The sequence below is a fragment of the Streptomyces phaeofaciens genome, assembly GCF_014648915.1.
In the GTDB taxonomy this organism is placed as follows: Bacteria; Actinomycetota; Actinomycetes; order Streptomycetales; family Streptomycetaceae; genus Streptomyces; species Streptomyces phaeofaciens.
Map to the genome: position 1 here is coordinate 1 of NZ_BMSA01000022.1, position 15,564 is coordinate 15,564.

Annotated in this window: 15 protein-coding genes; 9 read left to right on the top strand and 6 right to left on the bottom strand. The window is 70.0% G+C overall.

The genetic code is table 11. The features are described 5' to 3' along the window. The first annotated feature begins 199 nt into the window (after positions 1-199). The 5 genes from IE275_RS30970 to IE275_RS30990 all read left to right on the top strand — a co-directional run bounded on the left by IE275_RS30970 (position 200) and on the right by IE275_RS30990 (position 5,391). On the top strand, positions 200-388 hold the full coding sequence (locus tag IE275_RS30970) for a helix-turn-helix domain-containing protein (RefSeq protein WP_189715265.1): 189 nt from the start codon (positions 200-202) through the stop codon (positions 386-388). 64 nt (positions 389-452) lie between these two features. Further along, positions 453-1,688 carry a tyrosine-type recombinase/integrase gene (locus IE275_RS30975; protein WP_189715267.1) on the top strand — a complete coding sequence of 412 codons (1,236 nt, stop codon included), beginning with the start codon at positions 453-455 and terminating at the stop codon, positions 1,686-1,688. Between the two features lie 236 nt (positions 1,689-1,924). Beyond that, the gene (locus tag IE275_RS46200; RefSeq protein WP_229870737.1) at positions 1,925-2,350 is read left to right on the top strand and encodes a hypothetical protein; all 426 of its coding nucleotides are present in this window, start codon (positions 1,925-1,927) and stop codon (positions 2,348-2,350) included. A 60-nt stretch (positions 2,351-2,410) separates the two neighbouring features. Then, positions 2,411-3,097, top strand: coding sequence for an ABC transporter ATP-binding protein (locus IE275_RS30985; protein ID WP_189715568.1), 687 nt, complete (start codon positions 2,411-2,413; stop codon positions 3,095-3,097). Then, complete coding sequence (locus tag IE275_RS30990; RefSeq protein ID WP_189715269.1) at positions 3,094-5,391, top strand: FtsX-like permease family protein; 2,298 nt, start codon at positions 3,094-3,096, stop codon at positions 5,389-5,391. Before IE275_RS30985 ends, IE275_RS30990 begins: the two co-directional genes overlap by 4 nt. A gap of 93 nt (positions 5,392-5,484) precedes the next feature. Here the strand turns inward: IE275_RS30990 and IE275_RS30995 are convergent, their stop codons facing one another. Continuing rightward, positions 5,485-5,901 (bottom strand): TIGR03668 family PPOX class F420-dependent oxidoreductase, encoded by a 417-nt coding sequence (locus IE275_RS30995; RefSeq protein ID WP_189715271.1) that lies wholly within the window; start codon positions 5,899-5,901, stop codon positions 5,485-5,487. A gap of 65 nt (positions 5,902-5,966) precedes the next feature. Here IE275_RS30995 and IE275_RS31000 point away from each other — a divergent pair, with 65 nt between their 5' ends. Next, positions 5,967-6,443, top strand: a complete 477-nt coding sequence (locus tag IE275_RS31000) for an HIT family protein (RefSeq protein WP_189715273.1) — start codon at positions 5,967-5,969, stop codon at positions 6,441-6,443. Positions 6,444-6,454: 11 nt separating this feature from the next. On the opposite strand, the gene IE275_RS31005 is transcribed toward IE275_RS31000, so the two are convergent. Beyond that, complete coding sequence (locus IE275_RS31005; RefSeq protein ID WP_189715275.1) at positions 6,455-6,883, bottom strand: excalibur calcium-binding domain-containing protein; 429 nt, start codon at positions 6,881-6,883, stop codon at positions 6,455-6,457. A 93-nt stretch (positions 6,884-6,976) separates the two neighbouring features. After that, complete coding sequence (locus IE275_RS31010; protein WP_189715277.1) at positions 6,977-8,134, bottom strand: alkaline phosphatase PhoX; 1,158 nt, start codon at positions 8,132-8,134, stop codon at positions 6,977-6,979. A 175-nt stretch (positions 8,135-8,309) separates the two neighbouring features. Here IE275_RS31010 and IE275_RS31015 point away from each other — a divergent pair, with 175 nt between their 5' ends. Then, positions 8,310-9,236, top strand: coding sequence for an oxidoreductase (locus IE275_RS31015; protein ID WP_189715278.1), 927 nt, complete (start codon positions 8,310-8,312; stop codon positions 9,234-9,236). A 4-nt stretch (positions 9,237-9,240) separates the two neighbouring features. Here IE275_RS31015 and IE275_RS31020 read toward each other — a convergent pair whose 3' ends face one another. The 3 genes from IE275_RS31020 to IE275_RS31030 all read right to left on the bottom strand — a co-directional run bounded on the left by IE275_RS31020 (position 9,241) and on the right by IE275_RS31030 (position 12,765). Then, the gene (locus tag IE275_RS31020; RefSeq protein WP_189715279.1) at positions 9,241-9,765 is read right to left on the bottom strand and encodes a hypothetical protein; all 525 of its coding nucleotides are present in this window, start codon (positions 9,763-9,765) and stop codon (positions 9,241-9,243) included. Positions 9,766-10,015: 250 nt separating this feature from the next. Continuing rightward, positions 10,016-12,163 carry a SulP family inorganic anion transporter gene (locus IE275_RS31025; protein WP_229870738.1) on the bottom strand — a complete coding sequence of 716 codons (2,148 nt, stop codon included), beginning with the start codon at positions 12,161-12,163 and terminating at the stop codon, positions 10,016-10,018. Then, positions 12,160-12,765, bottom strand: a complete 606-nt coding sequence (locus tag IE275_RS31030; protein ID WP_189715280.1) for a carbonic anhydrase — start codon at positions 12,763-12,765, stop codon at positions 12,160-12,162. Before IE275_RS31030 ends, IE275_RS31025 begins: the two co-directional genes overlap by 4 nt. A gap of 245 nt (positions 12,766-13,010) precedes the next feature. Between IE275_RS31030 and IE275_RS31035 the strand changes: the two genes are divergently transcribed. Further along, on the top strand, positions 13,011-13,976 hold the full coding sequence (locus tag IE275_RS31035) for a response regulator transcription factor (protein WP_189715281.1): 966 nt from the start codon (positions 13,011-13,013) through the stop codon (positions 13,974-13,976). Beyond that, positions 13,973-15,469: a sensor histidine kinase gene (locus IE275_RS31040; protein ID WP_189715283.1), complete on the top strand. Its 1,497-nt coding sequence runs from the start codon at positions 13,973-13,975 to the stop codon at positions 15,467-15,469. The genes IE275_RS31035 and IE275_RS31040 overlap by 4 nt, the downstream gene beginning before the upstream one ends. Positions 15,470-15,564: the final 95 nt, after the last annotated feature.

The window sequence follows — 15,564 nt, forward strand, 5'->3', positions numbered from 1 at the left end:
CATCCCGCGTCATCAGCGTCACCCCGTGACGAGCGCCCGTGTCATCGGTGACGCAGAGCCCACCCCGCTGCGTCACCGAAACCCGCAGGTCAGAGGCCTGATTGACGCAGGTGACGCGATGACGCAGAAATCCGCGCTTCGGACACAGTCCGGCATACCGGGGACTCGCTCTCTCCTTTTTCCCCGCAGGAAGGACGGCATGAAGAAGTACCTGACGACTGCGGAAGTCGCCGAGCGCTACCGCACGTCGCCCTCAACTGTCCGCTACTGGCGCTACGCCGAAACCGGCCCGCAGTGCTTCATCAAGCGCGGTCGACATGTTCTGTACGACGCCGAAGCGCTCGACAAGTACGACGCCGAGGAGATCGGAAGCCGACGCGCAGCATGACCCGAAACAGCAACAAACCGCACCTCATGGCCGACTTGACGTGCCCTGAGAGGGAGGGGAACTGATGGCTGACGTGTACGACCGCTGGCACCTCTCCCGACCGCCAGCCGACGCCGAGCCGTGCGAGGCGCACAGCAGCAAGACGCAGACGGTGTACCCCACCACCGCGCACGGCGTAGGGAAACGCTGGCAGGTGCGCTACCGGGACTTGTCCGGCAAGCAGTGCAAGGAGAACTTCGAGAAGAAGACTGCTGCGGACTCCCGAGCCGCCAAGGTGACAACTGAACTCGACGGCGGCACCTTCGTGAACCGGGAGTTGGGCCGGCAGAAGTTCAGAGCCATCGCTGAGCGCTGGCAGGAGACGGCCGTACACCGCGAGCGGACCGAGACGAACGTTGAGCGAGCCCTGCGGCTGCACATCTACCCGACGTTCGGAAACCGCGAGATCGGCCGTATCCAGCGGGCCGACGGGATGAAGTGGATCAAAGAGCGGTCGGCGGTCATCGCTCCGTCGACCTTTGCGACGCCCTGGAACGTCTGCACCAGCATCCTGAAGATGGCCCACCAAGAGGGGATCATCCCGAAGTACCCATGGGAGGGGCTGAAACCGCCAGAGGTCTTCTATCCGGAGATCCACCCGCTTCATCCGGAGGCGGTGAAGGCGCTCATCGTGACCGCGTCTCCCCGATACCGCGCCCTGGTGAGGCAAGCTGCATCGACCGGCCTGCGGCAAGGTGAGCTGTTCGGACTGGAGGACGGAGAACCTGCCGAGACTGTGATGGTCAAACAACAGTTGATCGGTCCCGACAAGGGGGTGCCGTACCTCGGGGAACCCAAGACCAGGCAGAGCTACCGGTCTGTCCCGCAAGGGCGTTCGGTCGTGGACGAGATCGCACGGCACCGTGAGAAGTTCCCGCCGCAGGTCGTGTACATCGAGGATCGAACGAACCCCAGGAAGCCCGTATGGCGCCACGCCCGACTGCTGTACACCAGCGAGACCGGCGGAGCGATCCGGCGCGGCAGTTGGGCAAAAGTGTGGGCCCGAAACGTCAAGCGGGCGAATGCCCACTTGAAGAAGTCGGGTGCCAAGGTGAGTGTCCCCGAAGACACGACGCTTCATGATCTGCGGCACTTCTACGCCTCAGTTCTGATCAAGAACGGGGCGACGCCCAAACAAGTGCAGATGAGGCTTGGTCACGCTAAGCCATCAATCACGCTGAATGTCTACACCCACCTGTGGGAGGCAGAGGACGACCGGACCGCCGACATGATGGAGGCCGCGCTGAACGATGTGCCCTGAGAGTGCCCTGTAAGTGGCGGTACACCCCGAACCCCCTGCTCAGGGGGTTGGTCTTGCACCCTGTGCGGGGGTGCCGCCCTCTTGTGGTTCCTGCGGTTTTTGGCTGAGGGTGGCTGGAAGTCGATCACCTGATGTGGTGGTCATGGGGAAGGCAGATCGTTTCTCTCTGTTTTCGTAGGGTTACAGTCCGTGATGCCTGGTGACTGTGGGAGTCGCTGGTGATCGCGGAGGTTCGTATGAAGAAGGTAGTGCTCGGCGTGGCCGCGCTCGGTCTGATGTTCAGCGCGGCGGTGGCGGCGTTTGCTTCGCCGCAGAAGGCGGATATCCCCACCCTCGAAACTGATGGAGTCAAATTCAGCGCGGGCAAGTACGAGTTCAACCGGCCGGGAGTCAATCACGGCGCGTTCGAATGGAAGGGGCGCCTCACGGACGCGTTGTCCGAAGATCGGCACAACGTCTATGTCGAGGTCAAGATCCACGGACACGACTGGGTCCGCTACTACGGCAAGCAGGGCGGTTCTGTTCGGCTGCACAAGTCCAACTGGGACGGTGCGCAGCGCTACACGGGGAAGGCGCGACTCCGAGTATGCCGAGACCGAGGCAGTCTGCGCCCGGACAACTGCGCGCCGGTGAAGGTCTTGTCTTACAACTGGGACCGCTGAACTCGTCCGGGTTCTCGAGCCCAGGTGAACACCTGGGCTCGCGCCTGATAGGGGAACAAGATCAACACGTCAGAAGTCTTGTCCGCCAGGGGAGTCGATCTCTTTTACGGGGATACGCCAGCCGTCCGGAGCGCGGAAATCTCTGTGCGGCGAGGAGAGGTCGCGGCGATCACCGGTCAGAGCGGGTCCGGTAAGTCCTCGCTGCTCTACTGTCTGGCAGGCGTGCTACCGGTGGCGCGCGGCGAGGTGTGTTTCGAGGGGCGTGCGCTGGGCGCAGTCGGCGACGAGGAACTCAGTGCGATCCGCCGTGAACGGTTCGGCTTCGTGTTCCAGTACGGCGAACTGCTGCCTGAGCTGACGGTGGAGGAGAACACCGCACTGCCGCTCCGGCTCGCCGGCCAACGTAAGTCCGACGCCCTCGCGGCAGCCGGTGAGATCCTCGGCCGGCTCGGCCTGTCGGAATTGCGTGGGAGGCGTCCCTCGCAGGTATCCGGGGGGCAGAGCCAACGCGTTGCTGTAGCAAGGGCATTGGTGCACAAACCCACTGTCGTCTTCGCCGATGAGCCGACCGGTTCGCTGGACAGCGGCAACGCCACTGCCGTACTCGAGGAGTTTCTCCACCTCGCGCGATCACAAGGAACCGCGGTGCTCCTCGTCACCCACGACGCACAGGTGGCGGCTCGCGCGGACAATCGCTACACGATGCGCGACGGAGTTCTCACCGCCCAGGTGCGGGAGGCGTCATGAAGGAACTCCTGCTGGGACTGAAGCTGTTGATGGGCAGCGGGCGAACCAACCGCGTGCGCTTCCTGCTCATGACTACGGGCAGCGCGATCGGGGTGTGCTGTCTTGCCGTCGTCCTCGCGATTCCCGGCATCCTGGCCGCACAGGACGCTCGCAAAGCCGCCCGTGAGCCCGACTGCTCGAACGGCCGTGGCGCCTGCCTGTCGACTGGCGGGGAGGGGCTGGCGCTCACCCGAGTGGATCCCTATGGTTCGGAGACGCTGATCCGGATCTTCGTGGCTGCGGGCGGGACGTCCATCGAGCCACCGCCTGGTCTGGACAGGCTTCCCGGCCCTGATGAGGTCTACGTCTCCCCCCGGCTGCACGCGCTCGCCGAAGTCGACCGCGACCTTGCCCGTCTCCTGCCAGGAAGGGAAAGGGGGATCATCTCGGCCCAAGGGCTGGCGCACCCTGATGAGCTCTACGCCTACGTCGGCGGGAGCCGTGAAGAGCTGAGGGACGGCGGACACCTGTCTGCCTTCGGTGATCGATCCGCGCGCTACCCCACCGTGGAACCCTCGACTCTCGACATCCTCCGCTTCACCCTGGCCGGCGTCGTACTGCTTCCCCTCGCGGTGTTTCTTTCCGTCTGTACTCGGTTGTCCGCCGCCTCTCGTATGAGGCGGTTGGCCGCCTTGCGTCTGCTCGGACTGAGCAGGAAGGGCACGCAGCGCGTCAATGCTGCGGAGACGGTAGCCGCGGCCTTCCTGGGATCCCTACTGGGACTGGGCGCCTACTGGGTCGTCAACCAGCTGGTGTCGCGGACCGGGCTGCCCGGGTTCAAGTGGTACCCGGCCGACGGCACACTGTCTGGATACCCGCTCCTCGTCTGCCTGGTGGGCTGTCCTGCGCTGGCCTGGTTCGTCGGCCGGGCCGGGGCGAAGAAGGCCGCCACCAACCCGTTGGCCGTGCGGCGCAGTGCCGTGGAGAAGCCGCCCCGCTTGTGGGGCCTGATCCCGCTCGTGCCCGGGATGGCCATCGTTGTCGGCTACTGCTGGGTCGGAGCCGTGGGGAATGTTCCCACGGACACCGCGCTCTCCTCGATCCTGATGCCACTGGCCGTCGTGCTGGTCGGCACCGGGCTGGTGCTGTCACTTCCGGTCCTGTCACGGGCCCTGGCCAGGAAAGTGGCCCGCAGCACCGGTTCGCTGTCGCTCGGCCTTGCCATGCGTCGCAATGAGGTGGAACCGGGTGGCGCCCTGCGCGTGGCGACGGGGCTCGTACTGCTGGTCTTCGCGGCCTCGCTCACGCAGGGAGTGCTCATCGAGCTGGACCAGGTGTCCAAGAACAACGCGCCGGTCCAGCTCTACACGATGCCTTTGAAGGAAGTTCCCCGGGGGAGGGAACAGGACGTGGCGGAAGTGCCAGGGGTTCTGGGATATGCCGTGTCGATGCGCTCATGGACCGACCCGGAAAGCGACGACATCCCGCCGAGCATCGAAGGGCTCATCGCCACCTGCGAGCAGTTGCAGAGGGTGGCGTCAGTTGTCGAGAACTGCGTCGAAGGGCGTAGGGCACGGTTGGTGGTTCCAGGCGTTACTGAAGATCAGTTCAGCAAGCCTGGCAGCCGTTTTCCCTTCCATCTGCGGAACTCTGAAGGGCAACTCCGCGTCGTCGACGTAGAGGTGCCACGGCAAACCGTTCGCTACCACGACGACTCGCTGACGCAGTTGGCCGACTATGGAGCGGTCCTGATCCCCCCGTCATCCCTCCCCGCAGGATTCCGACCCCAAGGGGAAGCCACCCTGGCTCTGATGAGTCGGTCCGGCTCCAAGGTGGTGACCTCCGTACTCGCGGGCATCGCAGGGGTCGACCCCACGATCGAGGTCGACACGGAAGGCGTCGACGCCGCGGCCCTTCAGCAGATCAGCGTCATCAAGACCCTCCTCGCCGTAGGTATGGTCCTGGGCCTCATCATCGGTGTCGCCGCGTATCTCGTCGCCGCCACGGACCGGGCTGTCGAGCGTCGGCCGCAGGACACCGCGTTGGCGTTGCTCGGGGCCAGGCCCTGGACCTTGCGGGCCGTTCAGGTCGCGCAGGTCGTGCTGCCCCTGGTGGTCGGGCTCGTGCTGGCCGTCGTGACGGGGAAGATGGCGGAGTCCAGCTACCTGGTGACGGGTGGCGGGTCCGTCTTCTGGGACGGTGAGGGGCTCCCGCTGCTGCTCGTCTGCGCACTCGGCGTCGTGGTGGTCGCCGCACTGGGTGCGATGCCCCTTGTCGGTCGGCGGATCGACCCCGAGCTGATTCGGCGGGATTGACGACCGTAAGCAGGCGAGGAAGGGGCGGCACCCTGTGAGGGTTCCGCCCCTTCGTGCTGCGGGCGCGCCCCCGGGCCGGCCTGTTCCGCAGGGCTAGGCGAAGGCCCAGCCGCTCCACTGATCGACTCTGACGGCCACCACGGGACCTTGGGGAGGTGAGCCCTCGTACTGGGTGTACTTGGCGCGCAGCAGTTCGAGCGCCCGTTGCCTCTCCAACCCGCCTTCCAGCACTTCGCCATGGCCGTCGGCGCGTGCCCACCACAAGGTCGACCAGTCGTCGTCGTAGTGGTCGACCAGCACCGTCGTGGCGGGGTTCTCCCGGAGGTTGCGCAGTCGCCGCAGATCCCAGGTGCTCTTGGGCTTGTGGTCCACCGCGAAGTACAGGACGTCATCCATGACGGCGAAGGTCACCGGGACCGCGTGAGGGATTCCATGGGCGTCGGCTGTCGCGAGTCGGGCGACGGGCGACGCGACGAAGCGGTCCCGGGCGATGTGCGGCGAGAGCCTCATGAGCCAACGGTAGCGAGGCGGCTGTGACGCGTCCGGCCGAGTGAGCCTCGGTAGGGTCCGTGGGCATGACCGATGAATGGCGGAAGGACCGGATCGGCAGTGCCCTGCGGGGGGAGAATCCCACCGTGCTTCGCAGGCTCGGAGCCGGGTTTGCCGTGATGGGGGACGTGCAGTTTCTGCCCGGGTATTCCGTGTTGCTGGTGGACGATCCCCGGGTGCGGCGGTTGTCGGAGTTGCCGAAGGGGAAGCGGCTCGGCTTTTTGAGTGACATGGATCGGTTGGGGGAGGCGGTCGAGCGGGCCTGTCGGCGGCTGGATTCGGGGTTTCGGCGGGTGAATCTGGAGATTCTCGGGAACACCGATCCGTTCCTGCACGCGCATGTGTGGCCGCGGTTCGACTGGGAGCCGGGCGAGCTGGTGGGGCTGCCGGTGTGGCTCTATCCGCGTGAGCGGTGGAGTGAGGAGGAGTACGCGCTTGGGCCGCGGCACGACGTGCTGCGGGCGGCGATCGGGGAAGAGCTGGATCGGCTCGGTGACGGGTGAGGCTCTGAGGCTCATTCGCAGGCGGTGCCGTCGCCGTCGCGGTCGAGGTGGCGGCCGTAGCCCGGGTCGCCCGTGTGGAGCGGGGTGACTCCGGCCGCCCGTGCCTCCGAGCAGTTGCCGTAGTAGGCGCTGGTCGAGTCGGCGGTGTCGGCGGTGTCGGCGGAGTCGTCGGCTTCGGCCGCTTTCGGCGCCGCCGCCGTCACTGTCTCGGTCTCCGTGACACGGACCGTCGCCGTCACCGTCGTCGCCGGTTCCGTCTCCGTCGCCGTCGCTGTGACTGTCACCGTCGGGCGTGGTTTCGCGGCGGCCGGTTCGGGGTCGCCGTTCCCGTCGGCGCCGATGCCCATGCCGATGAGCAGGGCCAGCGCGAGGGCGGGCAGGACGTACCGCTTCCGGGCCCAGCGGGGAGTGCGTGGGCCCGGCGCGTACGGGTTGGTCATGGTCGTCCCCCTGGGGTATCGGTGCGAGGGGACGACGTTATGGGGGCTTTCCGGGGCGTGAAGGACAAGTGTCCGTTCTGTGACCCTTGGGGGTTACGACCGGAACGGGCCCGTCACCTCGTAGGTGATCCCGCCGGACGAACTCCCGCTGGTCCCGCGCTGACTGGAGAAGTACAGGCGGGTGCCGTCCGGGGAAAAGGCCGGGCCGGTGATCTCCGAGGAGGACTGGCCGTCGATGCGGAGGAAGGGGGCCACGACGTCGTCGGGGGTGATGAGGCAGATCTCCATGTTGCCGCCGTCCTCCGCCACGAACAGGTCGCCCGAGGAGGAGCCCGTGACGTTGTCCACGCCGGTGAGGGGGGCCGTGCCGCCGGTCACCAGGGAGTCGTCGTAGGCGAGTTCGATGGTCTGGGCCGCCGCGTTGTACTGCCAGACCCGGTTGTCGCCCTTCGTGGTGAACCAGCAGGTGTTGTCGGCGTAGTGGCAGCCCTCGCCGCCGTTGAAGCGCTTCGCGCCGGAGACCTGGTTGCGGGTGGCGGTGGCGCCGGTCGGGTCGGGGACCGCCGCCCAGGTGACGGGTCCGCTGGTCCCGGTGCCGGCGACCAGGACCTCCAGGGTGCCGGACGTCAGGCTGCCCCAGGTGGTCGGGCGGAAACGGTAGAAGCAGCCGTTCGTCTCGTCCTCCGTCAGGTAGATCACCTGGCGGACCGGGTCGGCGGCCGCCGCCTCGTGCTTGAAGCGGCCCAGGGCGTCGCGCCGCACCGCCGCCGTCACGCCCCAGGGGTCCGTCTCGTAGACATAGCCGCGGTCCACCTCCTCGCAGGACAGCCAGGTGTTCCACGGGGTCTTCCCGCCGGCGCAGTTCTGCCGGGTGGAGGAGAGGATGCGGTAGGCGCCGGTGATCGCGCCCGCCGTCGAGAACTTCACCGCGCTCGTCCCGCCCGAGGGGTTGATCTCCGAGTTGGAGACGTAGATCCAGCCCGTGCCGTCCGCGTAACAGGCGCCGCCGTCGGGGGCGTTGTGCCAGGTGTACGACGTGCCGGACACGGTCTGGCCGGAGCGGGCGATCACCCGGCTGGTGAAGCCGCCGGGGAGGCGGATGCCGTTGGCGTTCGGTGCGCCGAGGGCCCCGTAGGGGCCGGTGCCGGGCTGTGCCGGAGCCGCGTACGCGGCCCCGCGCCAGAGGGTTCCGCCGAGTACGGCCGAGGAGCCGCCGATCGCGGCCGCACGCAGGAAGGTACGACGTTCCACGCTCACTCCCGAGGGTGTGTGAACGGCCCGGCGACGGTCGGCGCCGGGGTCGTGCGCTGCCGAACGCTAGAAGCGCGGGGTGGCTGCGCCATGGACATGTCGTGACCGGGAGATGCGCGGTGCGTGACCGGCAGCGCCGTAGGCTGCGCTGGACAGCGGCGGAAGGGGTACGGCCATGGCCGGCTGGAACGCGCACGACATCCCCGATCAGAGCGGTCGCACGGCCGTCGTCACCGGGGCCAACGGCGGCCTCGGGTACGTCACCGCGCGCGAACTGGCCCGCAAGGGCGCCAGGGTGGTGCTCGCCTGCCGCAGCGAGGCCCGGGGCAAGGAGGCCGTCGAGCGGCTCGCCCTCGAAGTGCCGCACGCGGTGGTGGAGTTGGCGCGGCTGGATCTCGGGGACCTCGCCTCCGTGCGGGAGTTCGCCGCCGCGCGGTCGGACGGCCGGCTCGACCTGCTCCTCAACAACGCCGGCGTGATGGCGATGCCGTACGGCACCACCGTCGACGGGTTCGAGACGCAGTTCGGGGTGAACCACCTCGGGCACTTCGCGCTCACCGGGCTGCTGCTGCCCGCGCTGCTCGCCACGCCCGGCGCCCGTGTCGTGACCGTCTCCAGCATGGGCCACCTGCTCGCGAACATCGACCCCGGCGATCTCAACTCCGAGCAAGGCTACCGCCGTTGGATCGCCTACGCCCGTTCCAAGACCGCCAACCTGCTCTTCACGCACGAGCTCGCGCGCAGGCTGGCGGCGGCCGGGGCGGACGTCGTGGCGGCGGCCGCGCATCCGGGGTACGCGGCGACCGACCTCCAGACGGCCGGGCCGCGCGCGGAGGGGCGCCGTACCGCCGAGCGGCTGATGGCACTCGGCAACCGGGTGATCGCCCAGTCCGCCGAGGCCGGGGCGCTGCCCGCCCTGTACGCGGCGACCGCGCCCGGGGTCCGCCCGGACTCCTTCACCGGACCGTCCCTCGCGATGTGGCGCGGGGCGCCGGCACCCTCGTGGCGCGCGCCCTGGACCCGTGACGACCGGGCCGCCCGGCGGCTCTGGACCGACTCCGAGCGGCTCACGGGCGTCTCCTACGACGCCGTCGGCGCCTGAGCGGTCAGCCGAGCGTCGTGTTGCAGCCGGTGGCCACGCGTACCTTGTTGGACCAGGTGTCGGTGGCGATGTCCCACACCATCAGCGTCGAGTCCTTCGGGTAGCGGTACGCGGTGCAGTCCAGCAGGCCCGTCGCCACGTCGAAGGAGCCGCCGGGGCGGCCGACGATCCGGCGGGCGGTGGCGTCCTTCGTCCAGACCGGGATGCCCCGTGGGCCGGAGTCCCTGAAGAGGGCCAGACGTACCGTGCCGCCGCGGGTGAAGCCCCGGCCGTGCAGATCGAGGCCGTAGATGCCGATCCTGCTGCCGTGCCGGGTGGCCCAGGCGTACGGGGCGGCGCGGTACGCCCGGCTCACGACGGTGTCCCCGGGAGCCGAGGCGGCGGCCTGCCTCACCGGCGCGGGCGTCGTCAGGGCCGCCGCGGCCGTCCCCTCGGCGTGGCCGTCGCCCGATCCGCATCCGGTGAGCGTGGTGATCGCCGCCGCGACGACGGTCGTGACGGCGAGTGCGGTGGTGCGGGAAAGGTTCATGGTCGTCCCCTGATCTCCGCCGGCCGGGTCTGCGGTGCCCGGCCGATGTCCTCAGGGACACCGGGCCGCGCACCGGGGTTGCGGCCGCGCCGGGGGTGCGGAGGCACGGGGGTGGTCGGCGGAGGGACATGGGGTGGTACGGCGTCCCGGCGCGCGTGACGTGCGGGATCCCGTGGGGCACGCGCACCGCCGTCACCGGAACGATGAGCCGCGCACCGCCGTCACCGGAACGATGAGCCGAGTACCGCTGTCACCGGAACGACGAGTCGTGGTACGCCTCCCCGTGTCCCCGCGCCCCGCCGGGCGCGTACTCCTCCGCGTAGCGCCGCGCGAAGTCCTCCGGCATCGGTGTGGTGTCCAGGTAGAACCACTCGGCGGTGGGGCCGGGGGACACGGGGGCGGGGGCGGGCGCCGGGGTGGTGGTGGGGCGGCGGGGGAGCGGGCCGGGTCGCGTCGGGAGGCCGGCCCTCGCGGGTGGTGTCGGTGCCGTCGTGGGTCCGGGCGTCGGATCCGGGGCCGTGGGCGGCACTTTCGCCGGGCCAGGCATCAGCAGTTCCACCCGCAGGCCCTTGCCCCGCTGCTGGGCGGTGAACTCCTCCACCTGGCTGCGGCAGGCGTGGTCGAGGTGGGTCACCCCGGTGAGGTCGAGCCGGATCCGGGGCCTGCCCGCCTCGGCGGCGGCCTCCAGCGCCTCGATGACCTGCGGCAGCCGGAGGAAGGTCGCGTTCCCGGCCATGACCACCTTGGCGGTGTCCTCCTCGACGTGCTGCCGGATGACTGTCTGCGACATGCGCACCGCCGCCAGGACGATGCCCGCCGCGAGGCCGAACAGGACGCCCTCCAGCAGGGCCGTCGCCACGATGACCAGGGTGGTCAGCGTCATGACGGCGAACTCGCCCCGGTCCTGTCGCCACAGCTTCGGGAACTCCTCGGGTGCGAAGAGCTTCCAGCCGCTGTGCACGAGGACGCCCGCGAGGACGGAGATCGGGATCAGGGCCAGCACCTGGGGGAGGAGCAGCGCGAAGGCCAGGAGCCACAAGCCGTGCAGGGTGCGGGAGAGCCGGGTCTTCGCGCCCGCCTGGACGTTCGCCGAACTGCGCGCCACCACCGCCGTGATGGGCAGCGCGCCGAGCAGGCCCGCGATCGTGTTGCCGGCGCCCTGGGCGATCAGCTCGGGGTTGTAGCGGGTGCGGGGGCCGTCGTGCATACGGTCCACCGCGGCCGCAGTGAACAGTGACTCCGCGGAGGCGATCACCGTGAAGGTGAGGATCGCCGAGATGATGCCGAGGTCCGCCAGACCGGCGAACTGCTCCGGGCCGGGTACGTCGACGGAAGCCAGCAGATTGCCCACCTGGAGCGTCTTGACCTCGACGCCCGGGAGCGCGGCGACCGCGATACCGATGCCGACGGCGACCAGGGCGGCCGGGACCTTCCGGACCGGGCCCGGTGCCTTCTTCCACAGGAAGCTCAGGACGACCGTGACGATGCCGAGGCCGGCCGCGATCAGGGCCTGCGGGTCGGCGAACGTGTCGGCGAGCAGGCCGGGGAGGCCGGCCATGTTCTCGATCGGGGTGCCGGGGGCCTTCGCGTCCATCGCCGGGTACGCCTGGCTGAACATCAGCGGCAGACCGATGCCGGCCAGCATCCCCTGGACGACGGCCAGGGAGATCGCCTGGAAGAACCGGCCCAGTCGCACCAGACCGAGGACGATCTGGAGGAGGCCGGAGAAGAGCACGATCACGCCGAGCATGGCCACGCCGTACTCCAGCACGGTCTCCGCGACCAGCGCGGCGAGTCCGGCGGCCGGGCCGCTCACCTGGAGCGTGCTGCCCCGGGCCGCGCCCACCACCAGACCGCCGATGACACCGGAGATGATGCCCAGCTCGGCGGGGACTCCGGAGGCGACGGCCACGCCGATGCACAGCGGGAGGGCGACCAGGAAGACGACGAGGGACGCCGTGATCTCGGTGGCCAGATCGGCCTTCGGGGCCTTCGGGGCCGTTGAGGTCTTTGAGGTCTTTGAGGCCCTCGGGGCTTTCGGCGCGGGGGACTTGGGGGCGTCGGCCTCCGCGGCTCCGAAGCCGGCCGCTTCGAAGCCGGCCGCTTCGAAGCCGGCCGCTCCGAAGCCGGCCGCTCCGAAGCCTGCCGCTCCGAAGCTCGGTGCCTCGAAGCCCGCCGCCCCGGCGGCCAGGTCGTCGAAGGCCAGGTCGTCGAAGCCTCGCGTCGCGTGGTCCGAAGCCGGTGCGGGGCCGCTCATGGGCGGGGCTCCCGTCGGCCGGGGCGGATAGGCCAGCCCGCCCGCCTCCCGGAAGGTGCGCCCCGCCCCCGGGGCGCCGCCCGCCTCCTCCGACCCTGTGCCGCCGCGGCCCCGGGAGTGCCGGGCGTGTGCGCCGCTCATGCCGCGTGCACCCGGAACAGACCGTCCTCGTCCAGCTCCTGCACCTGCCCGGTGTCCACCTCGTAGTACCAGCCGTGCAGCCGCAGCAGCCCCGCGTCGAGCCGGCGGCGCGCGGCCGGGTGACTCCGCAGCACGGCCAGCTGGTTGACGACGTTCAGCTGGGCGACGTCCGGCAGTCGCGGATCCCCGACGGCCCCGTCCAGCACGGGCGCCAGCCTCGGCCGGGCCAGTTGCAGCCAGGCGTCCACACCGGGCAGGGCGGACAGGTCGTCACCGGACTTGAGGGCGCCCATCGCGCCGCAGTGGGAGTGGCCGCACACCACGACGTCCTGAACGCCGAGCACCTCCAGCGCGTACTCGATGGTGGCGGCCTCGCCCGAGGCGCCCTGCCTGCCGTGCGGCGGAACGATGTTTCCCGCGTTGCGCAGCTCGAATATCTCGCCGGGCCGCGCGCCCGTTATCAGTGCTGGAATCACCCGCGAGTCCGAGCAGGTGATGAACAATGCCTCGGGATATTGGCCTTCGGCCAGCCGACGATATTCGCCGCTTTCGAAGTCGACCCGTCGCTTGAACGAGCGGGCGCGATCCAGCAGAGCCTTCATTCAGTCCTCCCAGGTCAGATCTGGTCGGCATGGGGGACCGGCCAGTTCCTCATCACCGTAGAGGAGCGATTGCCAGGCGAAGGTTAGAGGAACACTAAACCGCCGACAAGAAGGGGACATTTTTTGATCCGTGCTGAGCCGCTGCTCACATTGTCCGGGATCTGTTCGGTCTTTTAGTGACCGTTCTTGTAGCGTGACGGGTCCACGGAACACGCGAATTCGGTTCACGGGAGAGACGGGAAAGCATGGGCGTACGAGTCCTGCTCATCGAGGACGACCAGACGATCGCCGAACCGCTAGTCGAGGGCCTCGCCCACTTCGGGCTGACGGTGCAGCACGTCCGCACCGGGCACGAGGGGCTGAGGGGGCCGTACGGCGATGTCGTGCTGCTCGATCTCGGGCTGCCCGACGTGGACGGCATCGACGTCTGCCGGGGGATCCGGCAGACCTCCGACGTCCCCATCATCATCCTCAGCGCGCGGGGGGAGGAGGCCGACCGTGTGCTCGGTCTCGAACTGGGCGCCGACGACTATCTGGCGAAGCCGTTCAGCATGCGTGAGCTCGTGGCCCGCGTGCGCGCGGTGACCCGGCGAACCCAACGGGGCTTGACGGACAGGGAGTTCACCGGAACGGGTGCCGTCCCCCAGGTCCCCCAGGTCCCTCAGGCCCCCCAGGTCCCCCAGGTCCCCCAGGCCCCCCAGGCCCCTCAGGCCCCTCAGGTCCCCGAGGCCGCGGCCGGCCCCCTGGTCGTGGACCGCCGTACCCGGCAGGTGTGGGTCGGGGAGGAGACGGTGACACTGACGCCCAAGGAGTTCGAGCTGCTCGCGCTGCTCTCCGAGGACCCGGGGGCGGTGTACTCGCGGCAGCAGATCATCGACCGGGTGTGGGACCCGCACTACCAGGGGCCGACGAAGACGCTCGACGTCCATGTGGCCACCCTGCGCCGCAAGTTGGGCAACCCCGCCTGGATCCAGACGTTGCGCGGAGTGGGCTTCCGGCTGGCGGTCCACACCGCGCTCCCGGGCCCGCCATCGCCGTACGGGCCGCCGCAGGACGCCCCGCCGGCCCCCGCCCCCGCCCCTGCGTACGAGGCCCCGGGCCATGAGCCCCTGCGCCGCGACCCCCCGCACTACGAGCCCGCCGCCCACCACTCCTTCTCCTACGAGCCCCCGCACTCGCCCTCCCACCAGCGGCCGGCGGCCTTTCGGTGACCCGTCGGCTGCTGCTCAGCTATCTGACGCTCGCCGCGCTGCTGCTGATCTGCCTGGAGATCCCGCTGGGGTTCGTCTACTCGCGGGGTGAGCGGGAGCGGGTGATCAACGCGGCGAAGGACGAGGCCGAGTCGGTGTCCGCGTACGCCTCGCTGTCCATCGCGGAGGGCCGGGCGGCGCAGGATCTGCCCGAGCGGGCCGCGCACTGCGCCGAGCGCATCGGCGGCAAGGTGCTGATCGTGGACGAATCCGGTGCGCTGCTGGCGAGTTCGCATCCGCTCACCGCACGCGAGGAGGGCAGTCTCGCCTCCTGGCCGGGTATCGCCGCCGCCCTGCGCGGCACGGCCACGGAGGACGTCCGTACGTCCACCATCGGCGGTGTCGAGTACCTCGCCGTGGCCGCTCCGGTGCGGCACGGGGCCCAGGAGCAGGGTGCCGTCCGGATCACCGTGCCGACCCGGACGGTGTCCGAGCGGGTGCACCACGTCTGGCTGTTGCTGGCGCTCGGGGGGCTCGCCGCACTGGCCGCGGTCGCCGCCCTCGGCTTCGTGATCGCCTGCTGGACCGGTCGTCCCATCCGTGAACTGGAGCACGCCACCAAGGAGTTGGCGGTCGGCGGTACCGCCGTCCCGGTGGCGATCACCAAGGGGCCGCCGGAGGTGCGCAGTCTCGCCGCGACCTTCAACCGCACCGCCGCCCGGCTGGAGCATCTGCTGGCCTCCCAGCGGGCCTTCGCCGGTGAGGCCTCGCACCAGCTGAAGACCCCGCTCGCGGCGCTGCGGCTGCGCCTGGAGAATCTGGAGAACGACATCGCCCTGCACGCGCGGGGCTCGCTCACCGCCGCACTGACCGAGACCGACCGGCTGGCCCGGATGGTCGAGGGGCTGCTGGCGATGGCCCGGCTCGACGAGAGCGCCGCGGAGCGGGAGCGGGTCGACCTGGGCCGGGTGTGCGGGGAGCGCCACCGCGCCTGGACGCCGCTGTTCGAGCGGCACGGGGTGTGGCTCGCGCTGGCCGGGGACTACCCGGGCGAGGTGATGGCCCTGCCCGGCGCGGTGGAGCAGATCCTCGACAACCTGCTCTCCAACGCGCTGAGGGTGGCGCCCCCGGGCTCCACGGTCTCCGTCGACCCGCGGCTGCACGCGCCCCACGAGCGGCGCTTCCCGCACCGCGCGGCCGCTCCCGGCTGGGTCGAGCTGCATGTGATGGACGAGGGCCCCGGTATGACCGAGGAGCAGCGCCGCCGTGCCTTCGACCGCTTCTGGCGCGCCCCGGACGCCCCCAAGGGCGGTACGGGCCTGGGCCTGGCCCTGGTGCAACGGCTCGCCCACGCGAGCGGCGGCGAGGCGGTGCTGCGGCGGGCGCCGCGCGGCGGCCTGGACGCGGTGGTGCGGCTTCCGGCGGTACCGGGCGGGCCCCACCCCGCCGCTCCGGCCGCCCCCTCCGCCCGCCCGCCGAGACGGCTCCAGACGACGACGCCGGGCCAGGGGTGAGACGGCTCCAGACGACGACGCCGGGCCAGGGGTGAGACGGCTCCGGACGACGACGCCGGGTCAGGGACGAGACGACGACGCCGGGCCTGGGGTGA